The sequence below is a fragment of the Pseudomonas asplenii genome (assembly GCF_900105475.1).
In the GTDB taxonomy this organism is placed as follows: domain Bacteria; phylum Pseudomonadota; class Gammaproteobacteria; order Pseudomonadales; family Pseudomonadaceae; genus Aquipseudomonas; species Aquipseudomonas asplenii.
Map to the genome: position 1 here is coordinate 1,213,266 of NZ_LT629777.1, position 22,899 is coordinate 1,236,164.

14 protein-coding genes and 2 pseudogenes are annotated in these 22,899 nt (G+C 62.2%); 9 read left to right on the forward strand and 7 right to left on the reverse strand.

Annotated elements, in window-relative coordinates; all coding sequences use genetic code 11:
- Positions 1 to 264: 264 nt before the first annotated feature.
- Together BLU37_RS29840 and BLU37_RS29845 are read left to right on the forward strand one after the other, a co-directional pair.
- Positions 265 to 1,299: pseudogene (locus tag BLU37_RS29840) on the forward strand (HAMP domain-containing protein); the annotation flags it as partial.
- Between the two features lie 93 nt (positions 1,300 to 1,392).
- Positions 1,393 to 2,157, forward strand: coding sequence for a methyl-accepting chemotaxis protein (locus BLU37_RS29845; RefSeq protein ID WP_408003672.1), 765 nt, complete (start codon positions 1,393 to 1,395; stop codon positions 2,155 to 2,157).
- Between the two features lie 74 nt (positions 2,158 to 2,231).
- Here BLU37_RS29845 and BLU37_RS29410 read toward each other — a convergent pair.
- From BLU37_RS29410 to BLU37_RS05515, 5 genes and pseudogenes are all read right to left on the reverse strand, one after another.
- Positions 2,232 to 2,351 (reverse strand): annotated as a pseudogene (locus tag BLU37_RS29410) (DUF924 family protein); the annotation flags it as partial.
- Positions 2,352 to 2,355: 4 nt separating this feature from the next.
- Complete coding sequence (locus BLU37_RS05500) at positions 2,356 to 3,366, reverse strand: class 1 fructose-bisphosphatase (RefSeq protein WP_010453539.1); 1,011 nt, start codon at positions 3,364 to 3,366, stop codon at positions 2,356 to 2,358.
- 202 nt (positions 3,367 to 3,568) lie between these two features.
- Positions 3,569 to 4,933 carry a DUF3999 domain-containing protein gene (locus BLU37_RS05505; RefSeq protein ID WP_090202980.1) on the reverse strand — a complete coding sequence of 455 codons (1,365 nt, stop codon included), beginning with the start codon at positions 4,931 to 4,933 and terminating at the stop codon, positions 3,569 to 3,571.
- Positions 4,930 to 8,565, reverse strand: coding sequence for a DUF2339 domain-containing protein (locus BLU37_RS05510; RefSeq protein ID WP_090202983.1), 3,636 nt, complete (start codon positions 8,563 to 8,565; stop codon positions 4,930 to 4,932). Before BLU37_RS05510 ends, BLU37_RS05505 begins: the two co-directional genes overlap by 4 nt.
- Positions 8,566 to 8,816: 251 nt before the next feature.
- Positions 8,817 to 11,267: a glycogen/starch/alpha-glucan phosphorylase gene (locus BLU37_RS05515; RefSeq protein WP_010453533.1), complete on the reverse strand. Its 2,451-nt coding sequence runs from the start codon at positions 11,265 to 11,267 to the stop codon at positions 8,817 to 8,819.
- A gap of 263 nt (positions 11,268 to 11,530) precedes the next feature.
- Here BLU37_RS05515 and BLU37_RS05520 point away from each other — a divergent pair, with 263 nt between their 5' ends.
- The gene (locus BLU37_RS05520; protein ID WP_010453530.1) at positions 11,531 to 11,965 is read left to right on the forward strand and encodes a YkgJ family cysteine cluster protein; all 435 of its coding nucleotides are present in this window, start codon (positions 11,531 to 11,533) and stop codon (positions 11,963 to 11,965) included.
- A 332-nt stretch (positions 11,966 to 12,297) separates the two neighbouring features.
- Here BLU37_RS05520 and typA read toward each other — a convergent pair whose 3' ends face one another.
- Together typA and thiI are read right to left on the reverse strand one after the other, a co-directional pair.
- Entirely contained in the window at positions 12,298 to 14,118 is a 1,821-nt protein-coding gene (typA, locus tag BLU37_RS05525) for a translational GTPase TypA (RefSeq protein ID WP_010453528.1), read from the reverse strand.
- A gap of 139 nt (positions 14,119 to 14,257) precedes the next feature.
- Positions 14,258 to 15,712 carry a tRNA uracil 4-sulfurtransferase ThiI gene (gene thiI, locus BLU37_RS05530; protein ID WP_029379666.1) on the reverse strand — a complete coding sequence of 485 codons (1,455 nt, stop codon included), beginning with the start codon at positions 15,710 to 15,712 and terminating at the stop codon, positions 14,258 to 14,260.
- 330 nt (positions 15,713 to 16,042) lie between these two features.
- Between thiI and glnA the strand changes: the two genes are divergently transcribed.
- From glnA to ntrC, 6 genes are all read left to right on the forward strand, one after another.
- A complete protein-coding gene (glnA, locus tag BLU37_RS05540) occupies positions 16,043 to 17,449 on the forward strand; it encodes a type I glutamate--ammonia ligase (RefSeq protein WP_010453524.1) in 1,407 nt (468 codons plus the stop codon).
- Between the two features lie 192 nt (positions 17,450 to 17,641).
- Positions 17,642 to 18,202: a chorismate mutase gene (locus BLU37_RS05545; RefSeq protein WP_090202990.1), complete on the forward strand. Its 561-nt coding sequence runs from the start codon at positions 17,642 to 17,644 to the stop codon at positions 18,200 to 18,202.
- A gap of 65 nt (positions 18,203 to 18,267) precedes the next feature.
- A complete protein-coding gene (locus BLU37_RS05550; RefSeq protein ID WP_090202994.1) occupies positions 18,268 to 18,795 on the forward strand; it encodes a DUF4124 domain-containing protein in 528 nt (175 codons plus the stop codon).
- Positions 18,796 to 18,802: 7 nt separating this feature from the next.
- Complete coding sequence (locus BLU37_RS05555) at positions 18,803 to 19,435, forward strand: DUF4124 domain-containing protein (protein WP_090202998.1); 633 nt, start codon at positions 18,803 to 18,805, stop codon at positions 19,433 to 19,435.
- A gap of 246 nt (positions 19,436 to 19,681) precedes the next feature.
- Positions 19,682 to 20,767, forward strand: coding sequence for a nitrogen regulation protein NR(II) (glnL, locus tag BLU37_RS05560; protein ID WP_090203001.1), 1,086 nt, complete (start codon positions 19,682 to 19,684; stop codon positions 20,765 to 20,767).
- Positions 20,764 to 22,200 (forward strand): nitrogen regulation protein NR(I), encoded by a 1,437-nt coding sequence (ntrC, locus tag BLU37_RS05565; RefSeq protein ID WP_010453514.1) that lies wholly within the window; start codon positions 20,764 to 20,766, stop codon positions 22,198 to 22,200. Before glnL ends, ntrC begins: the two co-directional genes overlap by 4 nt.
- Positions 22,201 to 22,899: the final 699 nt, after the last annotated feature.

Here is a 22,899-nt window from a genome sequence, read left to right on the forward strand (position 1 = left end):
AAGCTTAGAAGAGAAAACCGCCATCTGGTTCCCGAGCCTACGAGCTTTTCTTACAGGACTTTCCTTTGCAGATCAGTTCTTTTGCAAGCAGGCCGCCACAAGCCATGCTGTCGACAGCCATCAGTCAAACGACAGAGCCCTGATCGAGCTACACCAGTTTGCGGGACACGCCCTCTCCAGTTCGTCGAGATAGAGAGGCAAGATCCGCTAAAACATGGCAGATTGTCGCCCCCTCGTTGAACTCCCCCCTGCGACAGCTATTTCATGACCAGAAATTTCAAATTCAGCCACAAGATTCTCCTGGCTGCGGCCCTCGTGGTCGCCGTGGCATTCGCCTGCTTCATCCTGTTCAACGACTATCGTCAGCGCCAGGCGCTATACAACAGTACCCAGACTTCGATGCAGGAGCTGGGTAGTCTGACCAGCAGCAACGTCCAGACCTGGCTGGAAAGCCGCATCCAACTGCTGCAATCGCTATCGCAGCAGATTGCCGTCGACGGCAGCTCCGCCGGCAGCCTCAAGCGCGCCGTCGGCCTGCCCGCCTACAGCAGCAACTTCCAGTTGAGCTATTTCGGCAGCCAGGAAGGCGTGATGTTCTCGGTGCCGGCCGCCAGCCGTCCCGCCGACTACGACCCACGCGCCCGTGGCTGGTACAAGGCGGCCAACGCGGCCCAGCAGACCATCGTCACCGACCCCTACATCGCCGCCTCGTCGGGCAAGCTGGTGATCACCGTGGCCACCCCGGTAAAGCATCAGGACAAGTTCATTGGCGTCAGCGGCGCGGACATCGATCTGGGCAGCGTCAGCACCATCATCAACTCGCTGAACTTCGGCGGCCACGGCCACGCCTTCATCGTCAGCGCCGATGGCAAGATCCTGATTCACCCAGACAGCAAACTGATCCTCAAGAATCTCGCCGAAGCCTATCCCGACGACACCCCGAAGATCAGTTCCGGACTGAAACAGGTCACGCTGGACGGCAAACCCCAGTTCATTTCCTTCACCCACGTCAACGGCGTGCCATCGACCGACTGGTACGTGGCCCTGGTACTGGACAAGGACACCGCCTTCTCGATGCTCAGCGAATTCCGCACCTCGGCGATCGTTGCCATGGTGATCGCCGTGATCATCATCATCGCCCTGCTGGGCATGCTGATTCGCGTCCTGATGCAGCCACTGCACCTGATGGGCCGGGCCATGCACGATATCGCCGAAGGCGAAGGCGACCTGACCAAACGCCTGACCATCCACGCCCATGACGAATTCGGCACCCTGGGTATATCGTTCAACCGTTTCGTCGAGCGTATCCACACCTCGATCCGCGAAGTGGCCTCGGCCACCGGCCAGGTCAACGAGGTCGCCTTGCGGGTGGTCAGTGCCTCCAACTCATCGATGCTCAACTCCGACCAGCAGGCCAACCGCACCAGCAGCGTGGCGGCGGCCATCAACCAGCTCGGCGCCGCAGCCCAGGAAATCGCCCAGAACGCCGCCCTTGCCTCGCAGCATTCGAGCGAAGCACGCAACCTCGCCGAAGACGGTCAGCACGTGGTAGACAAGACCATCGGCGCGATCCAGCAACTGTCGGCACAGATCAGTGACTCCTGCGGCAATATCGAGACCCTGAACAGCAACACGGTGAACATCGGCCAGATCCTCGAAGTGATCACCAGCATTTCCCAGCAGACCAACCTGCTGGCGCTCAACGCGGCCATCGAAGCGGCGCGGGCCGGTGAAGCCGGGCGCGGATTTGCCGTGGTTGCCGACGAAGTGCGCAACCTCGCCCATCGCACCCAGGATTCGGCGCAGCAGGTGCAGAAGATGATCGAGGCGTTGCAGGTCGGCGCCCGCGAGGCGGTCACCATCATGACCGACAGCCAGCGCCAGAGCGAAAACAGCGTCGGCATCGCCAACCAGGCAGGCGAACGACTGGGCAGCGTGACCCAGCGAATCGGCGAAATCGATGGTATGAACCAATCGGTGGCGACCGCCACCGAGGAACAGACTGCCGTGGTGGAATCGATCAACGTCGATATCACCGAGATCAACACCCTCAACCAGGAAGGCGTGGAGAACCTGCAGGCCACCTTGCGCGCCTGTGCCGACCTGCAACAGCAGGCGGCACGCCTGAAGCAACTGGTGGGAAGTTTCCGGATCTGACGGCGAGCCACCTTTGGGGCGAGCTGGCTTGCCCGCTCGCCACAAGAGGCCATTCAACAGACAGCAGGGCTCGGCTCGCGGTCTCTGCTGATACGCTTGCCAAACCACAGCGTGCGCTTGTCAGCCCCGATCTCGCTGGGCTGGTCGGCTGAACCGAACCACCCTTCGAGCAGCGGCTGCCAAGGCGCGGGCAGGGGTTTATGCCTTGTGGTAAGCGGTGACCCGCTCCACTTCTTCCTTCGAACCGAGGAACACCGCCACGCGCTGGTGCAGACCTTCGGGCTGGATGTCGAGGATACGCTGGTGGCCGTCGGTGGAAGCACCGCCCGCCTGCTCGATCAGGAAGGACATCGGGTTGGCTTCGTACATCAGGCGCAGCTTGCCCGGCTTGGATGGCTCACGGCTGTCGCGTGGGTACATGAACAGGCCACCACGGGTCAGGATGCGATGCACGTCGGCCACCATGGCGGCAACCCAGCGCATGTTGTAGTTCTTTTTCAGCGGACCTTCTTCACCGGCCAGCAACTCGTCGACGTAACGCTGTACCGGGGCTTCCCAGTGGCGCTGGTTGGACATGTTGATCGCGAATTCCTGGGTGGAAGCCGGGATGGTGATGTCTTCGTGAGTCAGCACGAAGCTGCCCATTTCACGGTCCAGGGTGAAGCCCTTGACGCCATCGCCCAGGGTCAGGATCAGCATGGTCTGTGGGCCGTAGATCGCGTAGCCGGCAGCGACCTGTTGGGTACCCGGCTGCAGGAAAGCCTTTTCGTTCAGGGCTTCGTTCTGGCTCAGGTATTCGTTCGGGCAACGCAACACCGAGAAAATGGTACCGACCGGCGCGTTGATATCGATGTTCGACGAGCCGTCCAGTGGGTCGAATACCAGCAGGTAGGCGCCTTTCGGGTACTTGCCGGGAATCTGGTAGGCGTTGTCCATTTCCTCGGACGCCATGCCGGCCAGGTGGCCGCCCCACTCGTTGGCTTCGAGCAGGATTTCGTTGGACAGCACGTCGAGTTTCTTCTGTACTTCGCCCTGCACGTTCTCGGTGCCCATGCTGCCCAGGACACCACCCAGCGCGCCCTTGGAGACGGCATGGCTGATTTCCTTACAGGCGCGCGCGACCACTTCGATCAGGAAACGCAGATCGGCAGGCGTATTGTTGCTGCGGGTCTGCTCAATCAAATAGCGACTCAGGGTAACGCGGGACATGGATGACTCCGGAGAAAGGGGGGCTTGAAAACCCGCGCAGTTTAACGCGAGTCGCGCTGCAAATCCTCATGCTCAGACACAGATGACGCACAGAGAGTTCACAGGTCGGCTTCAGCGTAGTCCAAAAGCGCTGCCAGGCCGCGTCCGTAGAGGCCCGAATCATGGCTTCCCCAGACTGCGACCTCTCTCTGTCGCCCCACCATCAGGCCTGCGGCTTGCGCAGCATGCTGAACGCCATGCCACCCAGCGCCGCCACGCCCAACAGCAGCACCGCCCACAAGCCGATCTTCTTCCAGTCGGTCGCCGGCGGCGTCACGGTCTGCGGAACTTGCGGCGCCACCGCCTGCGCCGTGCCCGCAGTGGCCTTGCCGATCCCGGCCAGACGCTGCGGACTGTAGTCGGGGATCAACGTCGACAGCGGCAGGTTCGCCGCATTGACCGTCGCATTCCCCAACGCCAGGGAATACGGCCCGTTACCCCGTGCCAGGAACACCAGTTGTGTCGGGTGCACGGCATAACTCAAGGCCGGAGCGGTCGCGCCAAGCCCACCACCACGCTCATCGACCACCAGTTTCAATTGCGCAACGGTGTCACCGGAAAGCTCCAGCGTGTCCTGCTGCACCTCCTCGCCACCCTGCGTCAGCCGATAGAGCAAGCCGCTGGTCAGGGCCTGCCATGCCTGATTGCCCGTACGCCGACCGTACAGACGCACCGGCGCCAGGCTGTTGGGCTGGGCCAGCTGGACCCGGACCTGTTCCAGATCCAGCCCGGTGGGTAACGTCCAGGTGTACTCGCCTGCCTGGGTGGTGCTGCCAGCCAACGGCTGCGACCAGACCAGCGGCGACACCGACAGGCTGCTGGTGCTGCTCACCAACTGCGCCGCACTCAACACCGGTGCCGACTGCGGCGACTGCCACAACAAACGCAGGTAGCGCGCCGACTGACCGGGCAGGTTCACTTCACGCTGCTCGATGCGTTCGTCGGCAAAGGACAGTCGCGCCACCTGGCCATCGCCCCAGGACTGCCAATGTTGCAGATCGTCGCTGGCCTCGATACTGAAACGCTGGAAACCCTCGCGCTCACTGGTCCAATCAAGCACCAACTGCTGCAACGGCGCCTTGATCGCACTGGCATCGAGCAACCAGCCACGCAGCACTTCCTCACCGGCCTCCAGTTGGCTGGTAGGGCTCACCTCGACCAGCGTACCGCTGGTCGTCGCCTGGACACGCACGCTGGGTGCCGCCTGGGGCGCATCGGCCGAGCTGAAGAGCGGGAACCACTTCACATCGGTCTGGCTGCGCTGTTGCGTCGACTGCGCCTGCTCCTTGACCAGGGCATAGGCCTGGGGCTCGCCTGCCGCGTTGAATACCCGAACGTCGTTCAAGTCGGCCTGACGGGCCTGCGCCTGCAAAGCCAGCGGCAGCTCCAGTCGGTACCAGGGGCCTTCACCGCTCACGGTCAAGGGCACCAGAGTGGCGTAATCCAAGGGTTTTTCCTGGGCCAGCAATGGCGCGCTCAGGCACAACAGCAGCACGCCCAGGCAACCCGGGCTCAACGTGCGAATCAAGACGACACTCCTTCAGTTGGTGCCTCGGACAATTCAACCTCCGCGCGCTTGGGCGGCAGCGGCGCGAAATAGCCCACCACCAGCATCAATACACCAACGCCGATGAACGAGACAATTCGCGCCAGCCCGCCACGGTTGCTCAGTTCGACGAAAAACAGTTTGGCAACCACCACCGCGATCAACGCGGCACCGATCAGCCAGACTTCGCGCCGATGGCGCAGATGGCCGCCAATCATAAGGCTCAGGGCAATCAGGCTCCAGGCGATCGACAGACCCGCCTGAACCAGCATCGATGCCAGCAGTGCATCGAGTTCGAACGCCACACCACCCCAATGGTGGGCTGCACGCATCACCAGCGCCGTGACAAAAGCGAACAGCGACAGGCCAGAAACCGCCTGGGCGGCCAACTCGGCATGGGCGGCACGAACGCCCAACTGGGGCACGGAACTGCGCGACCAGATATAGACACTCCCCAGAGCGAACAACAGCCCCAGTTCCAGCGGGTTGAGCAGCGGCACATACGGCAGCGGCTCGGCGTGACCGTCACTGAAGCTGTTGGCCAGCCAGAACCAGCCGAGCATCAACAACGCCAGCGGTGCGGCAGCGTACAGACGGTACTCGCGCGCATGGGCGGCGATCGGCCATGGCCACTCGCGCGGCGCGGCCATCAGTAGCAGGTACAGGCTCGGCAGGATCGCGTAACCCAGCCAGCGCCAGGCATTGTAATGCTCCGACAACAGCAGCAGGCCGTAGCGCAGCTCCAGCGCCAATACACTGATGATCAGCCAGCAGCCCAACACATGGGCGCAACTGAGTAGCCGCGCCGGCAACTGCGGCGCCAGCTTGCGCAATGACAGCAGGTGCACGGCAAACAGCGCCGGCCACACCAGCCAGCCGAAGTGCGCCGCCGGGTTGTAGATTCGCACCCAGTCCAGCAGCAGTATCAACCCGGCCACCGGCACCAGCAGGGTGCACAGCAGCGCCAGGTCCGACCAGCGCAGGCGCAGGGCCAGCAACGTCCACAGCGCCACGCTGGCGGCGGTCATGGCCAGCATCCAGGACGCCCAGGTCGCCGATGCGGCGAACAGCATGATTTCAGCCGCCCATGCCAATACCCACCAGCCCGTGCCCCAGATCAGCAACACCCGGGACAGGCGCCGCAGGCTCAAGGCATCGAACACCGTCGGCTGGCTGTCGCGCTGCAGGCGCCAGGCGCCGACGAAAGCGGCCAGCCCAAGCACCATCGGCGTCCAGAAACCACTGTGGGCGAGCAGGCGTAGGCCCTCGTTATTGAAGTAGCCGAATTGCCCCAACCCTTCGAGCAGGAATGCGCCGCCACCGATCAGTTGCAGCAGCAGGCCGAACAGGAAACTCAGGCGCTGGCGCAGATACAGGCTCAGCCAGATGATCAGCAGGCCGCTGGCGGCCCAGACACCACTGGCCGTCGCCCACGGCAGCACGAACAGAACCGCCAGGTTGATCAGCACCAATCCGGCCAGCAGCACCACCGACAGCCCACGCAACAGCCGGGCATCGTTACGCACCATCTCGTCACGCGCGGCCAGCAGCATCCCGCCGATCAGCGACAGGCCGATCAACGAAGCACTCATCAAGCCGCCCCAACCGGCGCTGAACACCGCCGTCGATTCGCCTTCGGCGCCCTGCAGCCGTGCCAGAAACAACGCCCCGCCGAGCAGTTGCACGGCAAATGCGCTGAACAGGAACGCCCGCGATTGCAGGCGCAGACCGACGAACAACGTCGCCAGGCCGGCCAGCGCCCAACAGATGGCGGTGCCCTGGCTGAAGAAGAACAACGGGGCCAACAGATAGAGGAACCCCAGCCCCAGGCAAGCCAGCACCGGTACCCCACGCCGCTCCCAGTGCGCCGCCTGCCCGGGGGCGGCCTGGCGCAGTTGCCAGAAGCTGAACAGCAAGGCCAATCCCAGCAGCAATGCACCCAGCGGCGCCGCATCGAGCAGGCTGTGCTCGCCGATCTGCAAGGTATCGAGGAACGCCAACGCCGAGCCCAATTGCAGCAACAGTGCGAAGATCCGCGCGAACGGCCGCTGCTGGCGCAGGCCCAGCCAGAACATACCTGCCCCTTCCACGGCCCAGGCGGCCGCCGTCCAGCGCGCATCGAGGCCCAGCGGAATCGCCAGGCTGGCGAAGATCACGCCCAGCGCCAGGCAGGTCTCGGCCAGCAGCAGCGCCCGGCCGCCCATCAGCAGGCGGGCCAGGCCCATGTAGATGATACCCAGCGCCAGCGCACTGAACGCGGCGGCGAATTCCAGGTGCTGGACCAGTGCGAACTGCAGCCCGAAGCCCACCAGCGGCGGGCCGAACAGCATCGTACCGTCGACATAGTCGCCCTGGCGCGCCGACCAGCGCAGCAACCCCTCACGACTGTCGTCTTGCGGCCCACCGGCCATCTCGCGCAGCTTGCGCCGGGCGAACAGCAGGCCGATAGCCAGGTACATCAGGAAGAACAGCACCAGGAACGGCTCGGTACTCCACAGCAGCTCGGGCTGATAGGAGCGCAGGCCCCAGGCGAAGCCGATACCGAAGGTGCCGACAAAACCGATCAGGTTCAGCAGGCGCCAGGCCTTGAACCAGGCGATCGCCAGAATGCCGCTGTTCAACAAGATGAAGTAGCTGAACAGGGCGACATGGTTGCCGGAACCGGTGGAGGTCAGGATCGGTGCGGCAAAACCACCCAGCGCCGCAGCGGCGGCCAGCCCGACGGCGTCCTGGGTCACGGCGAGAATCGCCGAGAACACCGTGACCGCGACCAGCAGGCCGAGAGCAGCCGAAGGGTCGAGCAATGGATGCAGGCGCATCGCGGCGAAGACCGTCAGGTACAACACCGCGATCCCGGTGCCCTGCAACATCAGGCCGTAGTTGCTGTTGCGCAGCCGCAGCCACCAGCCCAGGCCGAGCAGACCGAGGGCACAACCGGCGACCCCGGCGTAACGCAGTTCGACAGGCACCACCATGCCTTCAGTGGCATAACGCAGCAGGAACGCCAGACCGAGGAACAGCAGCAGCACGCCGACCCGCAGCACAGTGTTACCACCGAACAGCCAGTTGCGCGCGCCAGCCACGGCACGTTCGATCAGATTCGGTTCACGCGGTGCGCGCGGAGCAACTGGCGCGACCGGCTCGCGGAGTTCGACCGGCTCCGGCGCCCAGGCATCGATTTCGGGGCGCACGGCCTGGGGCTCGTTGCGCCTCGCCGGTTCCTGCAGGTCTTGGGGCAGTTCCCAGATCAGTTCGGGGACGGCACGCAGCGCTTGGGCAATTTCTTCGACAGCCGGTTCGGCCGCCTGGGCCGGCGCGGCGGCAGGTGTTTCATCGACAACGATGGGGGTGGGCTCGACGGCAGCGGAAACAGGCGACTCGGCTCGGCTGACGCCAGTAACCTCCAGTTCACGCACTCGCTGCTCGACAGTGGCCAAGGCCTGTTGCGTTTGCTGTAAGCGGGCTTCCTGGCTGGAAGCCTGACGACCCAGACTCCTGAGGCGGAACGCCTGGCCAATCACCAGGCCCATCAATGCACCGATCAGGGCGTCGAGGATGATCTCGTCGATCATCCAGCCCAACACCAACCCGACCAGCATCAGAATCCATTGCATGCACGATATCCCTCAGCGGCTTAAGCCGGATCGGGCCCGGACAGCCCCGCCCCCGCCGATACCGTAGGAGCAGGGCTTGCCCGCGAAGCTTTTGGCGGCCTTGATGGCCTCTTCGCGGGCAAGCCCTGCTCCTGCAGAAACGGGACCGATGTGCTGTCCGGCAAGGTGTTGCGCCCCCGGCCAATCTGCCGCGTAGTATATCGATCCGGCCCCGCCAGAGTGGGGCCGGCCTCACAACTTATTGCAAAAGATTACTCAAGTGCCTTCCAGATTTCGGTCGCGTATTCGCGAATGGTCCGGTCCGACGAGAACCAGCCCATCCGTGCACTGTTAAGTACGGCAGAACGCCACCACTCCTTGCTGTCGTGCCAGTGCGCCTCGACCTTGCCCTGGGCAGCCCAGTAAGTATCGAAGTCGGCACAGACCAGGAAACGATCGTAGTCGACCAGCGAGTCGACCAGGCCAACGTAACGCCCCGGATCGTCCGGGGAAAACACCCCGCCCCGAATGGCCTGCAGCACGTCATTGAGGCGATGGGACGCGGCCACGTCCTGCGCCGCACTGAACTCGCCGTTGCGCTTGCGCGATTCGACCTGCTGGGCACTGAGGCCGAAGATGAACATGTGTTCCTGGCCGACCCGCTCGCACATTTCCACGTTGGCACCGTCCAGGGTGCCGATGGTCAGCGCGCCATTGAGGCCGAATTTCATGTTGCTGGTGCCCGAGGCCTCGAACCCGGCCGTGGAAATCTGCTCCGACAGGTCCGCCGCCGGGATGATGCTTTCCGCCAGGCTGACGTTGTAGTTGGGCAGGAACACCACCTTGAGCAGGCCACGCACGGTCGGGTCATTGTTGACCGTGCGGGCGATGTCATTGGTCAGCTTGATGATCAGCTTGGCCTGGTGATAACTCGCCGCAGCCTTGCCGGCGAAGATCTTCACCCGAGGCACCCAATCGGTTTCCGGCTCGGCGCGAATCGCCTGGTACAGCGCCACGGTGTGCAGCAGGTTGAGCAACTGGCGCTTGTACTCGTGGATACGCTTGACCTGCACATCGAACATCGCCGCCGGGTTGACCGCGATACCCAGGCGATCCTGGATCAACGCCGCCAGGGCGCGCTTGCTGTGCAGGCGCTGCTCGGCGAACTGCTTGCGAAAACCGGCCTTCTCGGCGAACGGCTCCAGCCCCTGCAGCAGATCTTCGGGATGATCGAGCACTTCGGGGCCCAGGGCATCGACCATCATCTCGGTCAGCCGCGGGTTGGCCTGGTACAGCCAACGGCGGAAGGTGATGCCGTTGGTCTTGTTGTTGATCCGGTCCGGGTAGAGCTTGTGCAGTTCGGAGAACACCGTGCTGCGCATCAACTGCGTGTGCAGCCCGGACACGCCGTTGACACTGTGGGAGCCGAGAAACGCCAGGTTGCCCATGCGCACCCGGCGGCCGTTGTCCTCCTCGATCAGCGACACCGAGCGCAGCACGTCGAAATCGTGAATGCCCTTGGCCCGCAGCGAGTCGATATGCTGGGCGTTGATCAGGTAGATGATCTGCATGTGGCGCGGCAACATGCGCTCCATCAATCCCACCGGCCAGGTTTCCAGGGCTTCCGGCAACAGGGTGTGATTGGTATAGGAAAGCGTCTCGACGGTGACCTGCCAGGCCGCATCCCAGGTGACCCCATGCAGGTCCACCAGTTGCCGCATCAGTTCGGCGACCGCAATCGAGGGGTGCGTATCGTTGAGTTGGATGGCCGCATGTTCGCCAAGGCTGAGCACCGAGTCATGCATGTTCTTGTGCCGCCGCAGCAAGTCCTGCAACGACGCCGAGACGAAGAAGTATTCCTGGCGCAAACGCAGTTCCTGGCCGGCCTCGGTGCTGTCCGCCGGGTAGAGCACGCGAGAGATGCTTTCCGCCCGGGCAACCTCGGCCACCGCGCCGAGGTGATCACCGGCGTTGAAACGCTCCAGGTGCAGTTCTTCCGTCGCCCGGGCCCGCCATAGGCGCAAGGTATTCACGCTGGCGCCGCGCCAACCGACCACCGGCGTATCGTAGGCGACCGCCCGCACGGTTTCCGCCGGCCACCAGACCTGCCGGGCCTGGCCGGTTTCGTCATGTACGGTTTCGACACTGCCGCCAAAGCCCACCGGGTAGATCACCTCGGCCCGCTCGAACTCCCAGGGGTTGCCGAAGTCCAGCCAGTTCTCGGTCTGTTCCTGCTGCCAGCCGTCGACGATGGCCTGACGGAACAGCCCGTGCTCATAGCGGATGCCATAACCGTGGCCGGCGATGCCGAGGGTCGACATGCTCTCCATGAAACAGGCCGCCAGCCGCCCCAGACCGCCGTTGCCGAGTGCCGCGTCGGGTTCGAGCAGGCGGATGCGCTCCAAGTCGACACCGAGGTCCACCAGCGCCTCACGGGCGATATCCAGCAGGCCGAGGTTGCTCAGGCTGTCGTAGAGCAAGCGGCCGATGAGGAATTCCAGGGAAAGGTAATAGACCCGCTTCTGTCCCTTGCGATAGATCTGTCGCGTGTGATCCATCCAGTGCTCGACAATATGGTCGCGGGCGGCCAGGGCAATGGCCTCGAACCAGTCGTGATCGAAGGCATGGTCGGGATCCTTACCCACGGCGTAGGTAAGTTTGGCAAGGACGGCGGCACGAAAGGCAGCCACCTCAGTTTCACGGACAAGCGTTTCCTGAGACATCGATGCGACCTCTAGCGAGATGGACGATTTGAAAGCCGAGTTGTCTGAGCCTAGTCGGTTCGACACAAGGCGATGGCTCTGGTTCGGGGTTTTTTCCGAATGGCGCGACAAAGGCCGGTAAATCCGGGGGGATGCGCAAACCCGGGATCCGCGAAAAATTTTCCGGCAAAGTCGTGATTGTGCGAAAAACCGCCAAAAGGTTGTTCACAAATCCACAAGCCCCGGTATGATCGCGCGCCCGATACACCCCTGGACGCCACCTGATGAAACCGACCCTGATCGCTGCCGCGGAACTCGACCGCCTCGAAACCTGGCAGAAGTACTCCAGCCACATGTGCGGGGGCTGCATGTCCAGCTGCTGCACGCTGCCTGTGGAAGTGAAGATCAAGGACCTGATCCGCATCGGCATCGTCGATGAGTTCGAGCGCGGTGAGCCGGCGAAAAACATCGCCAAGCGCCTGCAGAAGGAAGGCATCGTCGAGCGTTACAACCAGAAGTCCGAGATCTTCACCCTGCAGCGCATGAGCAACAACGACTGCCTGTACCTGGATCGCAAGACACGGCTGTGCACCATTTACGAAAAACGCCCGGACACCTGCCGTAACCATCCAAAAATCGGGCCACGTCCAGGGTATTGCGCCTACAAGCCCAAGCCGCAGGAGCGCCAGGCGCCAAGCCGGAACCTGGAACGCTTCTGATCCTGACACGCAGCCTGTAACCCGCTCATGGCTCCGCCCCTGTGGTGAGCGGGCTTGCAAGCGCCGGGGCCGCGCAGCGACCCCAAGACCTGCCACCACGGTGTATCAGGCACAACGCGCCCACCGGGTCTACGGCTGCACTGCAGCCGAGCGCAGGCAAGCCTACTCGCCACAGAATGCGGCGCCGCTACAAAGGTCCCGTTCACTTGCAGGGCCAGGCTCACTGACAGAGCCCAGCACAGTTGCACAGCCCGGCTCACTTCTCACAGACATAAAAAAACGCCCCCGGCCTTTCGACCGGGGGCGTTTTTCATTCAGCCGGGGCTAGAAGATCAAGCCTTGGCTTTCTTGGCAGCGCGGGTACGCTCGCTTTCGTCCAGGATCTTCTTGCGAAGACGGATGGACTTGGGCGTGACTTCGCACAGCTCGTCTTCCTGGATGTATTCCAGAGCCTGTTCCAGGGTGAAGCGAACAGGTGGGACCAGAGCGATGGTTTCGTCTTTACCCGAAGCACGCATGTTGTCGAGCTTCTTGCCCTTGGTAGGGTTGACGCCCAGGTCGTTGTCGCGGCTGTTCTGACCAACGATCTGACCGTTGTAGATCTCCTGGCCGTGTTCTACGAACAGCTTGCCGCGAGCCTGCAGGGTTTCGAGCGAGTAGGTCAGCGCCTTGCCGGTTTCAACCGAAACCAGTACGCCGTTCTGACGGCCGGACATGTGGCCCGACTTGACGGTGTCGTAACGGTCGAAGATCGAGGTCAGGATGCCAGCACCGTTGGTCAGGGTCAGGAACTGGTTACGGAAACCGATCAGACCGCGAGCAGGGATGTTGTACTCAAGACGTACACGGCCCTTGCCATCCGGAACCATGTTGCTCAGGTCGCCCTTACGCAGGCCCATCTCTTCCATGACCTTGCCCTGAGCTTCTTCAGGGATGTCGATGGTGACGTTCTCGTACGGTTCCTGCTTGACGCCGTCGACTTCACGAATGATCACTTCCGGACGGCCCAGGGCCAGTTCGAAGCCTTCGCGACGCATGGTTTCGATCAGTACCGAGAGGTGCAGCTCACCACGGCCGGAAACCTTGAACTTGTCAGCCGAGTCGCCTTCTTCAACGCGCAGTGCAACGTTGTACAGCAGCTCTTTGTCCAGACGGTCCTTGATGTTCCGGGAGGTCACGAACTTGCCTTCCTTACCGCAGAATGGCGAGTCGTTTACCTGGAAGGTCATGGAAACGGTTGGCTCGTCAACGGTCAGCGGCTTCATCGCCTCGACGGTCAGTGGGTCGCACAGGGTGTCGGAGATGAACAGCTCTTCGAAGCCGCTGATGCAGACGATGTCGCCGGCAGCTGCTTCTTCGACGTCGACGCGGTGCAGACCGTGGTGACCCATCAGCTTGAGGATACGACCGTTGCGACGCTTGCCGTCAGCACTGATCGCTACAACCGGGGTATTGGGCTTGACGCGGCCACGAGCGATACGGCCAACACCGATGACGCCCAGGAAGCTGTTGTAGTCCAGTGCCGAGATTTGCATCTGGAACGGACCTTCACGGTCAACGTTCGGCGCAGGGACGTGGTCGACGACCGCCTGGTACAGCGGGGTCATGTCTTCGGCCATGTCGGTGTGATCCAGACCGGCGATGCCGTTGATGGCCGAGGCGTAGACGACTTTGAAGTCCAGCTGTTCGTCGGTAGCACCGAGGTTGTCGAACAGGTCGAAGATCTGGTCCAGAACCCAGTCAGGACGCGCGCCCGGACGGTCGACCTTGTTGATCACGACGATCGGTTTCAGACCGGCTTCGAACGCCTTCTTGGTCACGAAACGGGTTTGCGGCATAGGGCCGTCCTGGGCGTCGACCAGCAGCAGCACGGAGTCGACCATCGACATGACACGCTCAACCTCGCCACCGAAGTCGGCGTGGCCGGGGGTGTCGACGATGTTGATGTGGTAGCCGTTCCAGTTGATGGCGGTGTTTTTCGCCAGAATGGTAATGCCGCGCTCTTTTTCCTGGTCGTTGGAGTCCATCACGCGCTCGTCGTTGAGCTCGTTGCGCTCCAGGGTGCCGGATTGACGCAGGAGTTTGTCTACCAGGGTGGTTTTACCATGGTCAACGTGGGCGATGATGGCGATGTTGCGTAGATTTTCGATCACTTGTGTATCTCGATCAGAGGATTCGGTGTGCTGACAAGTCTTGGCAGCGATTGACGGTAGTGTCTGGCGTGGCCGTTACAGCTTGACGGCGGCGTCGGGTGGCCGGTGACGCAGGCCACAGGCAAACAGCCCCGGGCACTTAGCTCGGTCGATAAACGCGCACATTGGCATGCCCCTCACTGAGCAGATGGTGGGCATGCAGGCGACTCATCACGCCTTTGTCGCAATACAGCAGGTACTGGCGAGTAGGGTCCAGTTCCTTGAAACGAGCATTCAGTGCATAGAACGGCATCGTTTGTACCTCGATGCCAGCCAGACCCAGCGGTTCATCGTCAACGGCATCCGGGTGCCGGATGTCGATCACGATATGCCCCGCCAGCGCCTCGCTGACCTCTTCGATCTGCAAATCCTGGCCCAGTTCGTCGATCACATGATCGATCGAGACCAGCTTGGCGCGCTCGAGCGCACGCTCGAGGATCGCCATGTCGAACGCTTTCTCTTCGTGCTCCACGCGGTAACGCTTGGCGTGGGTCTTGGGGTTGACCGAAATCACCCCGCAGTATTCAGGCATGTGCCGGGCGAAGTTGCCGCTACCGATCTGGTCGGCCAGATCGATGATGTCCTGCTTGTGACTGGCGATCAGCGGGCGGATCACCAGCTTCTCGGTCACGCAGTCGATCACCGACAGATTCGGCAGCGTCTGGCTGGACACCTGGGAAATCGCCTCGCCGGTCACCAGCGCGTCGATGTGCAGCCGTTCGGCCATCGACGATGCCGCGCGCAACATCATACGCTTCAATACGACGCCCATATGACCGTTATCGACTTTGCCGAGAATTTCTCCCAGCACTTCCTCGAACGGTACGCTGATGAACAGCACGCGATGGGAGCTGCCGTACTTCTTCCACAGGTAGTGGGCGACTTCCATCACCCCCAGCTCATGGGCGCGGCCGCCCAGGTTGAAGAAGCAGAAATGGGTCATCAGACCGCGACGCATCATCTGATAGGCGGCGACGGTGGAATCGAAGCCACCGGACATCAGCGTCAGGGTCTGCTCCACCGAGCCCAGCGGGAAGCCGCCGAGGCCTTCATGCTGGCCGTGGATGACGAACAACCGCTTGTCGCGAATCTCGATTCGCACCTCGACCTGCGGGTCTTTCAGGGAGATCCCCGCCGCACCACATTCACGCCGCAGCCGGCTGCCGACGTATTTCTCGACGTCCATGGAGCTGAAACTGTGCTTGCCGCCACGCTTGCAACGCACCGAAAAGATCGTGCCCGGCAGCACGTCGGCATAGTGCAGCAGGCACTTGGCGGTGATGTCGTCGAAGTCGCCCAGCGGGTACTCGTCGACCTGCAGCAGGTGCGCGATACCCGGCGTACAGCACAGGCGCTCCTTGAGCTCCTGCAAGGCCCTGGGCTCGGTCAGCGCAGTTTCCAGCTCGAGGTTGTCCCACACGCCATTCACCACCACGGCCGGGTCCAGATCTTTGAGCACGGCACGGATGTTCTTCGCCAACTGGCGGATGAAACGCATCCGGACAGGGCGACTCTTGATGGTGATTTCGGGGAAGACTTTTACGATTAGTTTCATGAAAACAGCGCGCGCCGGGCTGGCCGAAAAAGTGGGGCGCGGATTATAGCGGAAATTGCTCAAGGTTTGACCAGTTATTGTACGGACGGTTTTCGTCGCACCAAAAAAGGTCGTTTCGACATTTTTTGGCACTACAAAGGTGCAATCTATGCCCGGAAATTCCCCTATGCTGGCTGGAACGCTTGAGATTGGGGCAAAAAACCCATGACGGGGCACTGGCATGCAATTTGCTCCCTTGTGAGGCAGGTTGCCTTGGCCGACTATTCGCGCCGGCATCACTACTATTTCAGGGCTCATCCACTACCAGCCCGAAGCCACCCGGAGGACACCATGTCGAAGTCGGTTCAACTCATCAAAGATCATGACGTTAAATGGATTGATCTGCGCTTCACGGACACCAAAGGTACTCAGCACCACGTGACCATGCCGGCCCGTGATGCGCTGGACGACGAATTCTTCGAAATCGGCAAGATGTTCGACGGTTCCTCCATTGCTGGCTGGAAAGGCATCGAAGCCTCCGACATGATCCTGATGCCGGACGACAGCACTGCCGTGCTCGACCCGTTCACCGAAGAGCCAACCCTGATCCTGGTCTGCGACGTCATCGAGCCGTCGACCATGCAAGGCTACGATCGCGACCCACGTGCAATCGCCCGTCGTGCCGAGGAATACCTGAAATCGACCGGTATCGGCGACACCGCCTTCTTCGGTCCAGAGCCTGAGTTCTTCATCTTCGATTCGGTCAAGTTCAAGTCCGACATCTCCGGCTCCATGTTCAAGATCTTCTCGGAACAAGGTTCCTGGATGTCCGACCAGGACGTGGAAGGCGGCAACAAGGGCCACCGTCCAGGTATCAAAGGCGGCTACTTCCCGGTTCCACCGTTCGACCACGACCACGAAATCCGTACCTCCATGTGCAACGCACTGGAAGAGATGGGTCAGACCGTCGAAGTTCACCACCACGAAGTGGCGACTGCCGGCCAGAACGAAATCGGCGTGAAGTTCAACACCCTGGTTGCCAAGGCTGACGAAGTTCAGACCCTGAAGTACTGCGTACACAACGTGGCTGATGCCTACGGCCGTACCGCTACCTTCATGCCAAAACCGCTGTACGGCGACAACGGCTCGGGTATGCACGTTCACATGTCCATCTCCAAAGATGGCAAGAACACCTTCTCCGGCGAAGGTTATGCCGGCCTGTCCGATACCGCTCTGTACTTCATCGGCGGCATCATCAAGCACGGCAAGGCCCTGAACGGCTTCACCAACCCTTCGACCAACTCCTACAAGCGTCTGGTCCCAGGCTTCGAAGCTCCAGTGATGCTGGCCTACTCGGCTCGTAACCGCTCCGCCTCGATCCGTATTCCTTACGTCAACAGCCCCAAGGCTCGTCGTATCGAAGCACGCTTCCCGGACCCGGCTGCCAACCCATACCTGGCCTTCGCTGCTCTGATGATGGCCGGCCTGGACGGCATCCAGAACAAGATCCACCCAGGCGATGCCGCCGACAAGAACCTGTACGACCTGCCGCCTGAAGAGGCCAAGGAAATCCCACAGGTTTGCGGTAGCCTGAAAGAAGCCCTGGAAGAGCTGGACAAAGGTCGTGCGTTCCTGACCAAAGGCGGCGTTTTCAGCGACGACTTCATCGATGCCTACATCGAACTGAAGAGCGAAGAAGAAATCAAGGTGCGTACCTTCGTACACCCACTGGAATACGAGCTGTACTACAGCTGCTAATCCGGTGGCGCCCGTGCAAGCGGGCGCAGCTTGAGAAAATGCCCCGCATCGAAAGATGCGGGGCATTTTTCATGGGCGCTGGAAAAACCGGACGCCGACAGCGGTATTCGATAAAAATGCGCTGGCGCTGACAGGGCCTTGTGACGTTAACTCTGGCCCCTGCCCTCGCCCACGGAAAACTCGGAGCCCACGATGTCACCGCACAACCGCATTGCCAGCCTGCTGTTTGCCACTATCGTCAGCACCAGCGCGCTGGCCGCCCCCCCGCCCGCCCCCGAAAGCCTGGCCCCGCTGCTGCAGACCATCAGTGAACGCCTGACCATCGCCGACCAGGTCGCCCTGACCAAATGGGACAGCGGCAAGCCCGTCGAGGACAGCCTGCGCGAACAGCAGGTGATCGCCAACGCCGGGGAGAAGGCGCAGAACTATCAACTCAAGCCTGAAGAAATCAGCCCGTTCATCTCGGCACAGATCGAAGCCAACAAGCTGGTGCAGTACGCACTGCTGGCCAAATGGCGGGATGCGGGCAAGGCCCCGGTGATCGCCAGACCCGACCTGGTCAAGCAGATCCGCCCGGTGCTGGATCAACTGCAGATCAAGCTGCTGCAGCAATACGCCGCGTTCGCCCCGCACCGGCAAGACCCGCAGTGCCCGGTCTGGCTGGCTCAGGCGCGCCAAGACCTGGCCACGGACAGCATCCACGACCTCGCCCTGGTGCGCGCCGTGGGCGAATTGTGTCTGCGCCCACAGTGAAAGAACCGGTAGTTCTGCTCTATGCTGACGGTTTGTCAGGATCAGGACGCTCACCGGGAGCCGCCATGGGTCGAACCCTGCTCTATCTGCTGTTGGCCTTGGCCCTGCCCGTGTCAGCGCAGATCTACAAGTACACCGATGCCAACGGCAACACGGCCTACAGCAGTCAGCCGCCCGACGGCATCGCCGCCAAGACCCTGGAGCTGCCGCCGCTCAACAGCGTCGAGACGCAGAAGCCAGGCGTGGCCGCGCCCGCCCAACCGATAACCGCACAGCCGGCCAACGCCCTGCAGAGCGCGGCGCCCTACAGCGCGTTCGAACTGACGGATATCCCGACCGAGGAGGCCCTGCGCGCCAACAACGGTACCTTCACCGTCGGCGTGAAGATCGAGCCGCGCCTGCAACGCCAGCACCAGCTACGATTGGTGCTTGATGGCGCGCCCTACGGTCAGTCGAGCAACGTCCCGCGCCTGCAACTGGTGAACGTCGACCGCGGCGAACACACACTCGCCGTGCAGGCCCTGGACGGCGAGCAGGTTGTGCAGCAAAGCCCTGCCGTCACGTTCAGCGTGCAGCGGGTGCACAAACCTTGATCAGCCCATGAGCAGAGCATTCCTTCGGGCACTGGGCCTGGCCTCAACGCTCATCGCCCTGCCGGCGGTGGCCGAGGTCTACACCTACATCGACAGCCAGGGCAACCGGGTCTTTACCGACCAGCCCCATAAAGGTGCGACCCGCGTACCACTGGCACCCAGCAACCGCATGTCGGCCAACCCCCACCGCCCGACAGCCAAGCCTGCCACCAGCCAGGCCCACACCGCCCCCATCTTCCACTACCAGATGGTCCGCATCCTGGTACCCGATCCCGATGCCACGGTGCGCAGCGCCGAGGGTAATCTGATCGTCAGCGTCACCAGCGATCCCGGCCTGCAGACCGGCCATGGCTATCGCCTGCTGCTGGACGGCAAACCCACCGGGGCCGCTGGCACCAGCCCGGTGTTCGCCCTGGAAAACATCGACCGTGGCACTCACCAGCTCGCCGTGGAAATCCTCGACGAACAAGGCCGCATCGCCGAACGCACCGCCAACCAGCCCTTCCACATGGTGCGCATGTCCCTCAGCCAGAAACGCCAGGCACAGCCCTGCCAAATTGCCGATTACGGCCAGCGCCCGGAATGTCCATTGGCGGACAAACCCGCAGAAGAAAAAAGCAGCCTCCTGCCCTTTCTGTAGCGCGCGCCACAAAAGCACCAAAGCAGTGCAATAAACTACACATTCATCCGAACACGATCCCATTTTGGTTCGAAAATACCCGCCGCGCCCGGGAGAACGCCACCCAATCGAGCCTGAAACGCCCATTCCAGGCGATTCACGCTTCTTTTCGGAGCCTTGGTTTGTTTTTTGCATTTTCCCCATATCGGCGCCTTGTTCGCGCACCAACGGGCCCCATCCCGTTTGACATGCTCCAAAAGAGGTCCCATGACCATCAGCGACGCCCTGCACAGACTGTTACTCGACAACCTGACCACCGCAACCATCCTGCTCAATGCCGAACTGCGCCTTGAGTACATGAACCCTGCGGCCGAAATGTTGCTCGCCATCAGCGGCCAGCGCAGCCATGGTCAGTTCATCAGCGAGTTGTTCACCGAATCGAGCGAAGCGCTGAACTCCCTGCGCCAGGCGGTCGAGCAGGCGCACCCGTTCACCAAGCGCGAAGCCATGCTGACCGCCCTGACCGGCAATACCCTGACCGTCGACTATGCCGTGACTCCGATCCTCAGCCAGGGCGAAACCCTGCTGCTGCTGGAAGTCCATCCCCGCGACCGGCTGCTGCGCATCACCAAGGAAGAGGCCCAGCTGTCCAAGCAGGAAACCACCAAGATGCTGGTGCGCGGCCTGGCCCACGAGATCAAGAACCCCCTCGGCGGGATTCGCGGCGCGGCCCAATTGCTGGCCCGCGAGTTGCCGGAAGAAAGCCTCAAGGACTACACCAACGTCATCATCGAGGAAGCCGACCGCCTGCGAAACCTGGTGGATCGCATGCTCGGCTCGAACAAGCTGCCCTCGCTGGCCATGACCAATGTCCACGAAGTGCTGGAACGGGTCAGCAGCCTGGTGGAAGCCGAGAGCCAGGGTTGCATCACGCTGGTGCGTGACTACGACCCGAGCATCCCCGACCTGCTGATCGACCGCGAACAGATGATCCAGGCCGTGCTCAATATCGTGCGCAACGCCATGCAGGCCATCAGCAGCCAGAACGAGCTGCGCCTGGGCCGCATCAGCCTGCGCACCCGGGCCATTCGCCAGTTCACCATCGGCCACATCCGCCACCGCCTGGTGACCAAGATCGAAATCATCGACAACGGCCCGGGCATTCCTGCCGAACTTCAGGAAACCATCTTCTATCCAATGGTCAGCGGTCGCCCCGACGGTACCGGGCTAGGCCTGGCCATTACCCAGAACATCATCAGCCAGCATCAGGGCCTGATCGAGTGCGAAAGCCATCCTGGCCACACCACGTTTTCGATCTTCCTGCCCCTGGAACAAGGAGCCACATCGACATGAGCCGTAGTGAAACCGTGTGGATCGTCGATGACGACCGTTCTATCCGTTGGGTTCTGGAAAAAGCCTTGCAACAGGAAGGCATGACCACCCAGAGCTTCGACAGTGCCGATGGCGTGATGAGCCGCCTGGCCCGCCAGCAGCCGGACGTGATCATCTCCGACATCCGCATGCCCGGTGCCAGTGGCCTGGACCTGCTGGCGCGAATTCGCGAGCAGCATCCGCGCCTGCCGGTGATCATCATGACCGCCCATTCCGACCTGGACAGCGCCGTGGCTTCGTACCAGGGCGGTGCCTTCGAATACCTGCCCAAACCGTTCGATGTCGACGAAGCGGTCTCGCTGGTCAAGCGCGCCAACCAGCATGCCCAGGAACAACAGGGCCTGGATACGCCGCCGACGCTGACCCGCACCCCGGAAATCATCGGTGAAGCGCCGGCGATGCAGGAAGTGTTTCGCGCCATCGGGCGCCTGAGCCACTCCAACATCACCGTACTGATCAACGGCGAGTCCGGTACCGGCAAGGAACTGGTCGCCCATGCCCTGCACCGTCACAGCCCACGGGCCACATCGCCATTCATTGCGCTGAACATGGCGGCGATTCCCAAGGACCTGATGGAGTCGGAACTGTTCGGCCATGAAAAAGGCGCCTTCACCGGCGCTGCCAATCTGCGCCGTGGACGCTTCGAACAGGCCGACGGCGGCACACTGTTCCTCGACGAGATCGGCGATATGCCGGCCGACACCCAGACCCGTCTGTTGCGGGTACTGGCGGACGGCGAATTCTATCGGGTCGGCGGTCATACGCCGGTCAAGGTCGACGTACGCATCATCGCCGCAACCCACCAGAACCTGGAAACCCTGGTGCACGCTGGCAAGTTCCGCGAAGACCTGTTCCACCGTCTGAACGTGATCCGTATCCACATCCCGCGGCTGTCGGATCGTCGCGAGGATATTCCGACCCTGGCCAAGCACTTCCTCGGACGGGCGGCGCAGGAACTGTCGGTGGAGCCCAAACTGCTGAAGACGGAAACCGAGGAATACCTGAAGAACCTGCCGTGGCCGGGCAACGTGCGTCAGTTGGAAAACACCTGCCGCTGGATCACCGTGATGGCTTCCGGTCGCGAAGTCCATATCAGCGACCTGCCGCCGGAACTGCTGAACCTGCCACAGGATTCGGCGCCGGTGACCAACTGGGAACAGGCCCTGCGCCAATGGGCGGACCAGGCCCTTGCCCGGGGCCAGTCGAGCCTGCTCGACAGCGCCGTGCCGAGCTTCGAGCGGATCATGATCGAGACCGCGCTCAAGCACACCGCCGGCCGCCGCCGCGACGCCGCCGTGCTGCTGGGCTGGGGCCGCAACACCTTGACCCGCAAGATCAAGGAGTTGGGCATGAAGGTCGATGGCGGGGATGACGACGACAGCGAAGAAGCCTGAGCCCTCGTCGCATCGAACAAAACCCTCTGCAGCCAGGCTGCAGAGGGTTTTTTATTACCCAAGGGGAGCAGGTGCAAGGCTTGCAGGCCTCTTCGCGGGCAAGCCCGCTCCCACAGAAGCTGTGTCACACACACATTCTGCCCACGGCACCGACCTTGAGCTGGCTTGCCAGCGATCCGCCGCAGGCGGCCATCCGGCAACGCACCATGACAATGCACCCCGACCCGCCATCGAGCAGCTCACACCGACTCGCCGCCTCCAGCCCTTTTTCCACTCAAAAGCGAAAAGTCCCGGATTTCGGGGCCTCCAGCCACTTCAGAAAAATTTCGCACACAATCTTGAGTACTTTTCCAAAGCTGGCACGTCCTCTGCAATAGCTACTGTACTACCCAGTTTTGGGGACCTTGGTACAGGCAGGCCGGGGATTCCCCTTCTTTACACTCGGGACTCATACCGCTCAGAGCGACGAGTCCTACAAGCTTTGGGGACCCCGGTACAGGCAGGCCGGGAATCCTCATCTTTAATCCGGGATTCACTCCTCCCAGAGTGATCGATCCCAGCCGTTTTGGGGACCTTGGTACAGGCAGGCCGAGAATCCCTTCTTTACACCCGGGGCTCACACCGCTGTGAGCGACGAGCCCCACCGTTTCGGGAACCCTGGTACAGGCAGGCCAGGGATTCCCTCTTTAACAGCCGGGA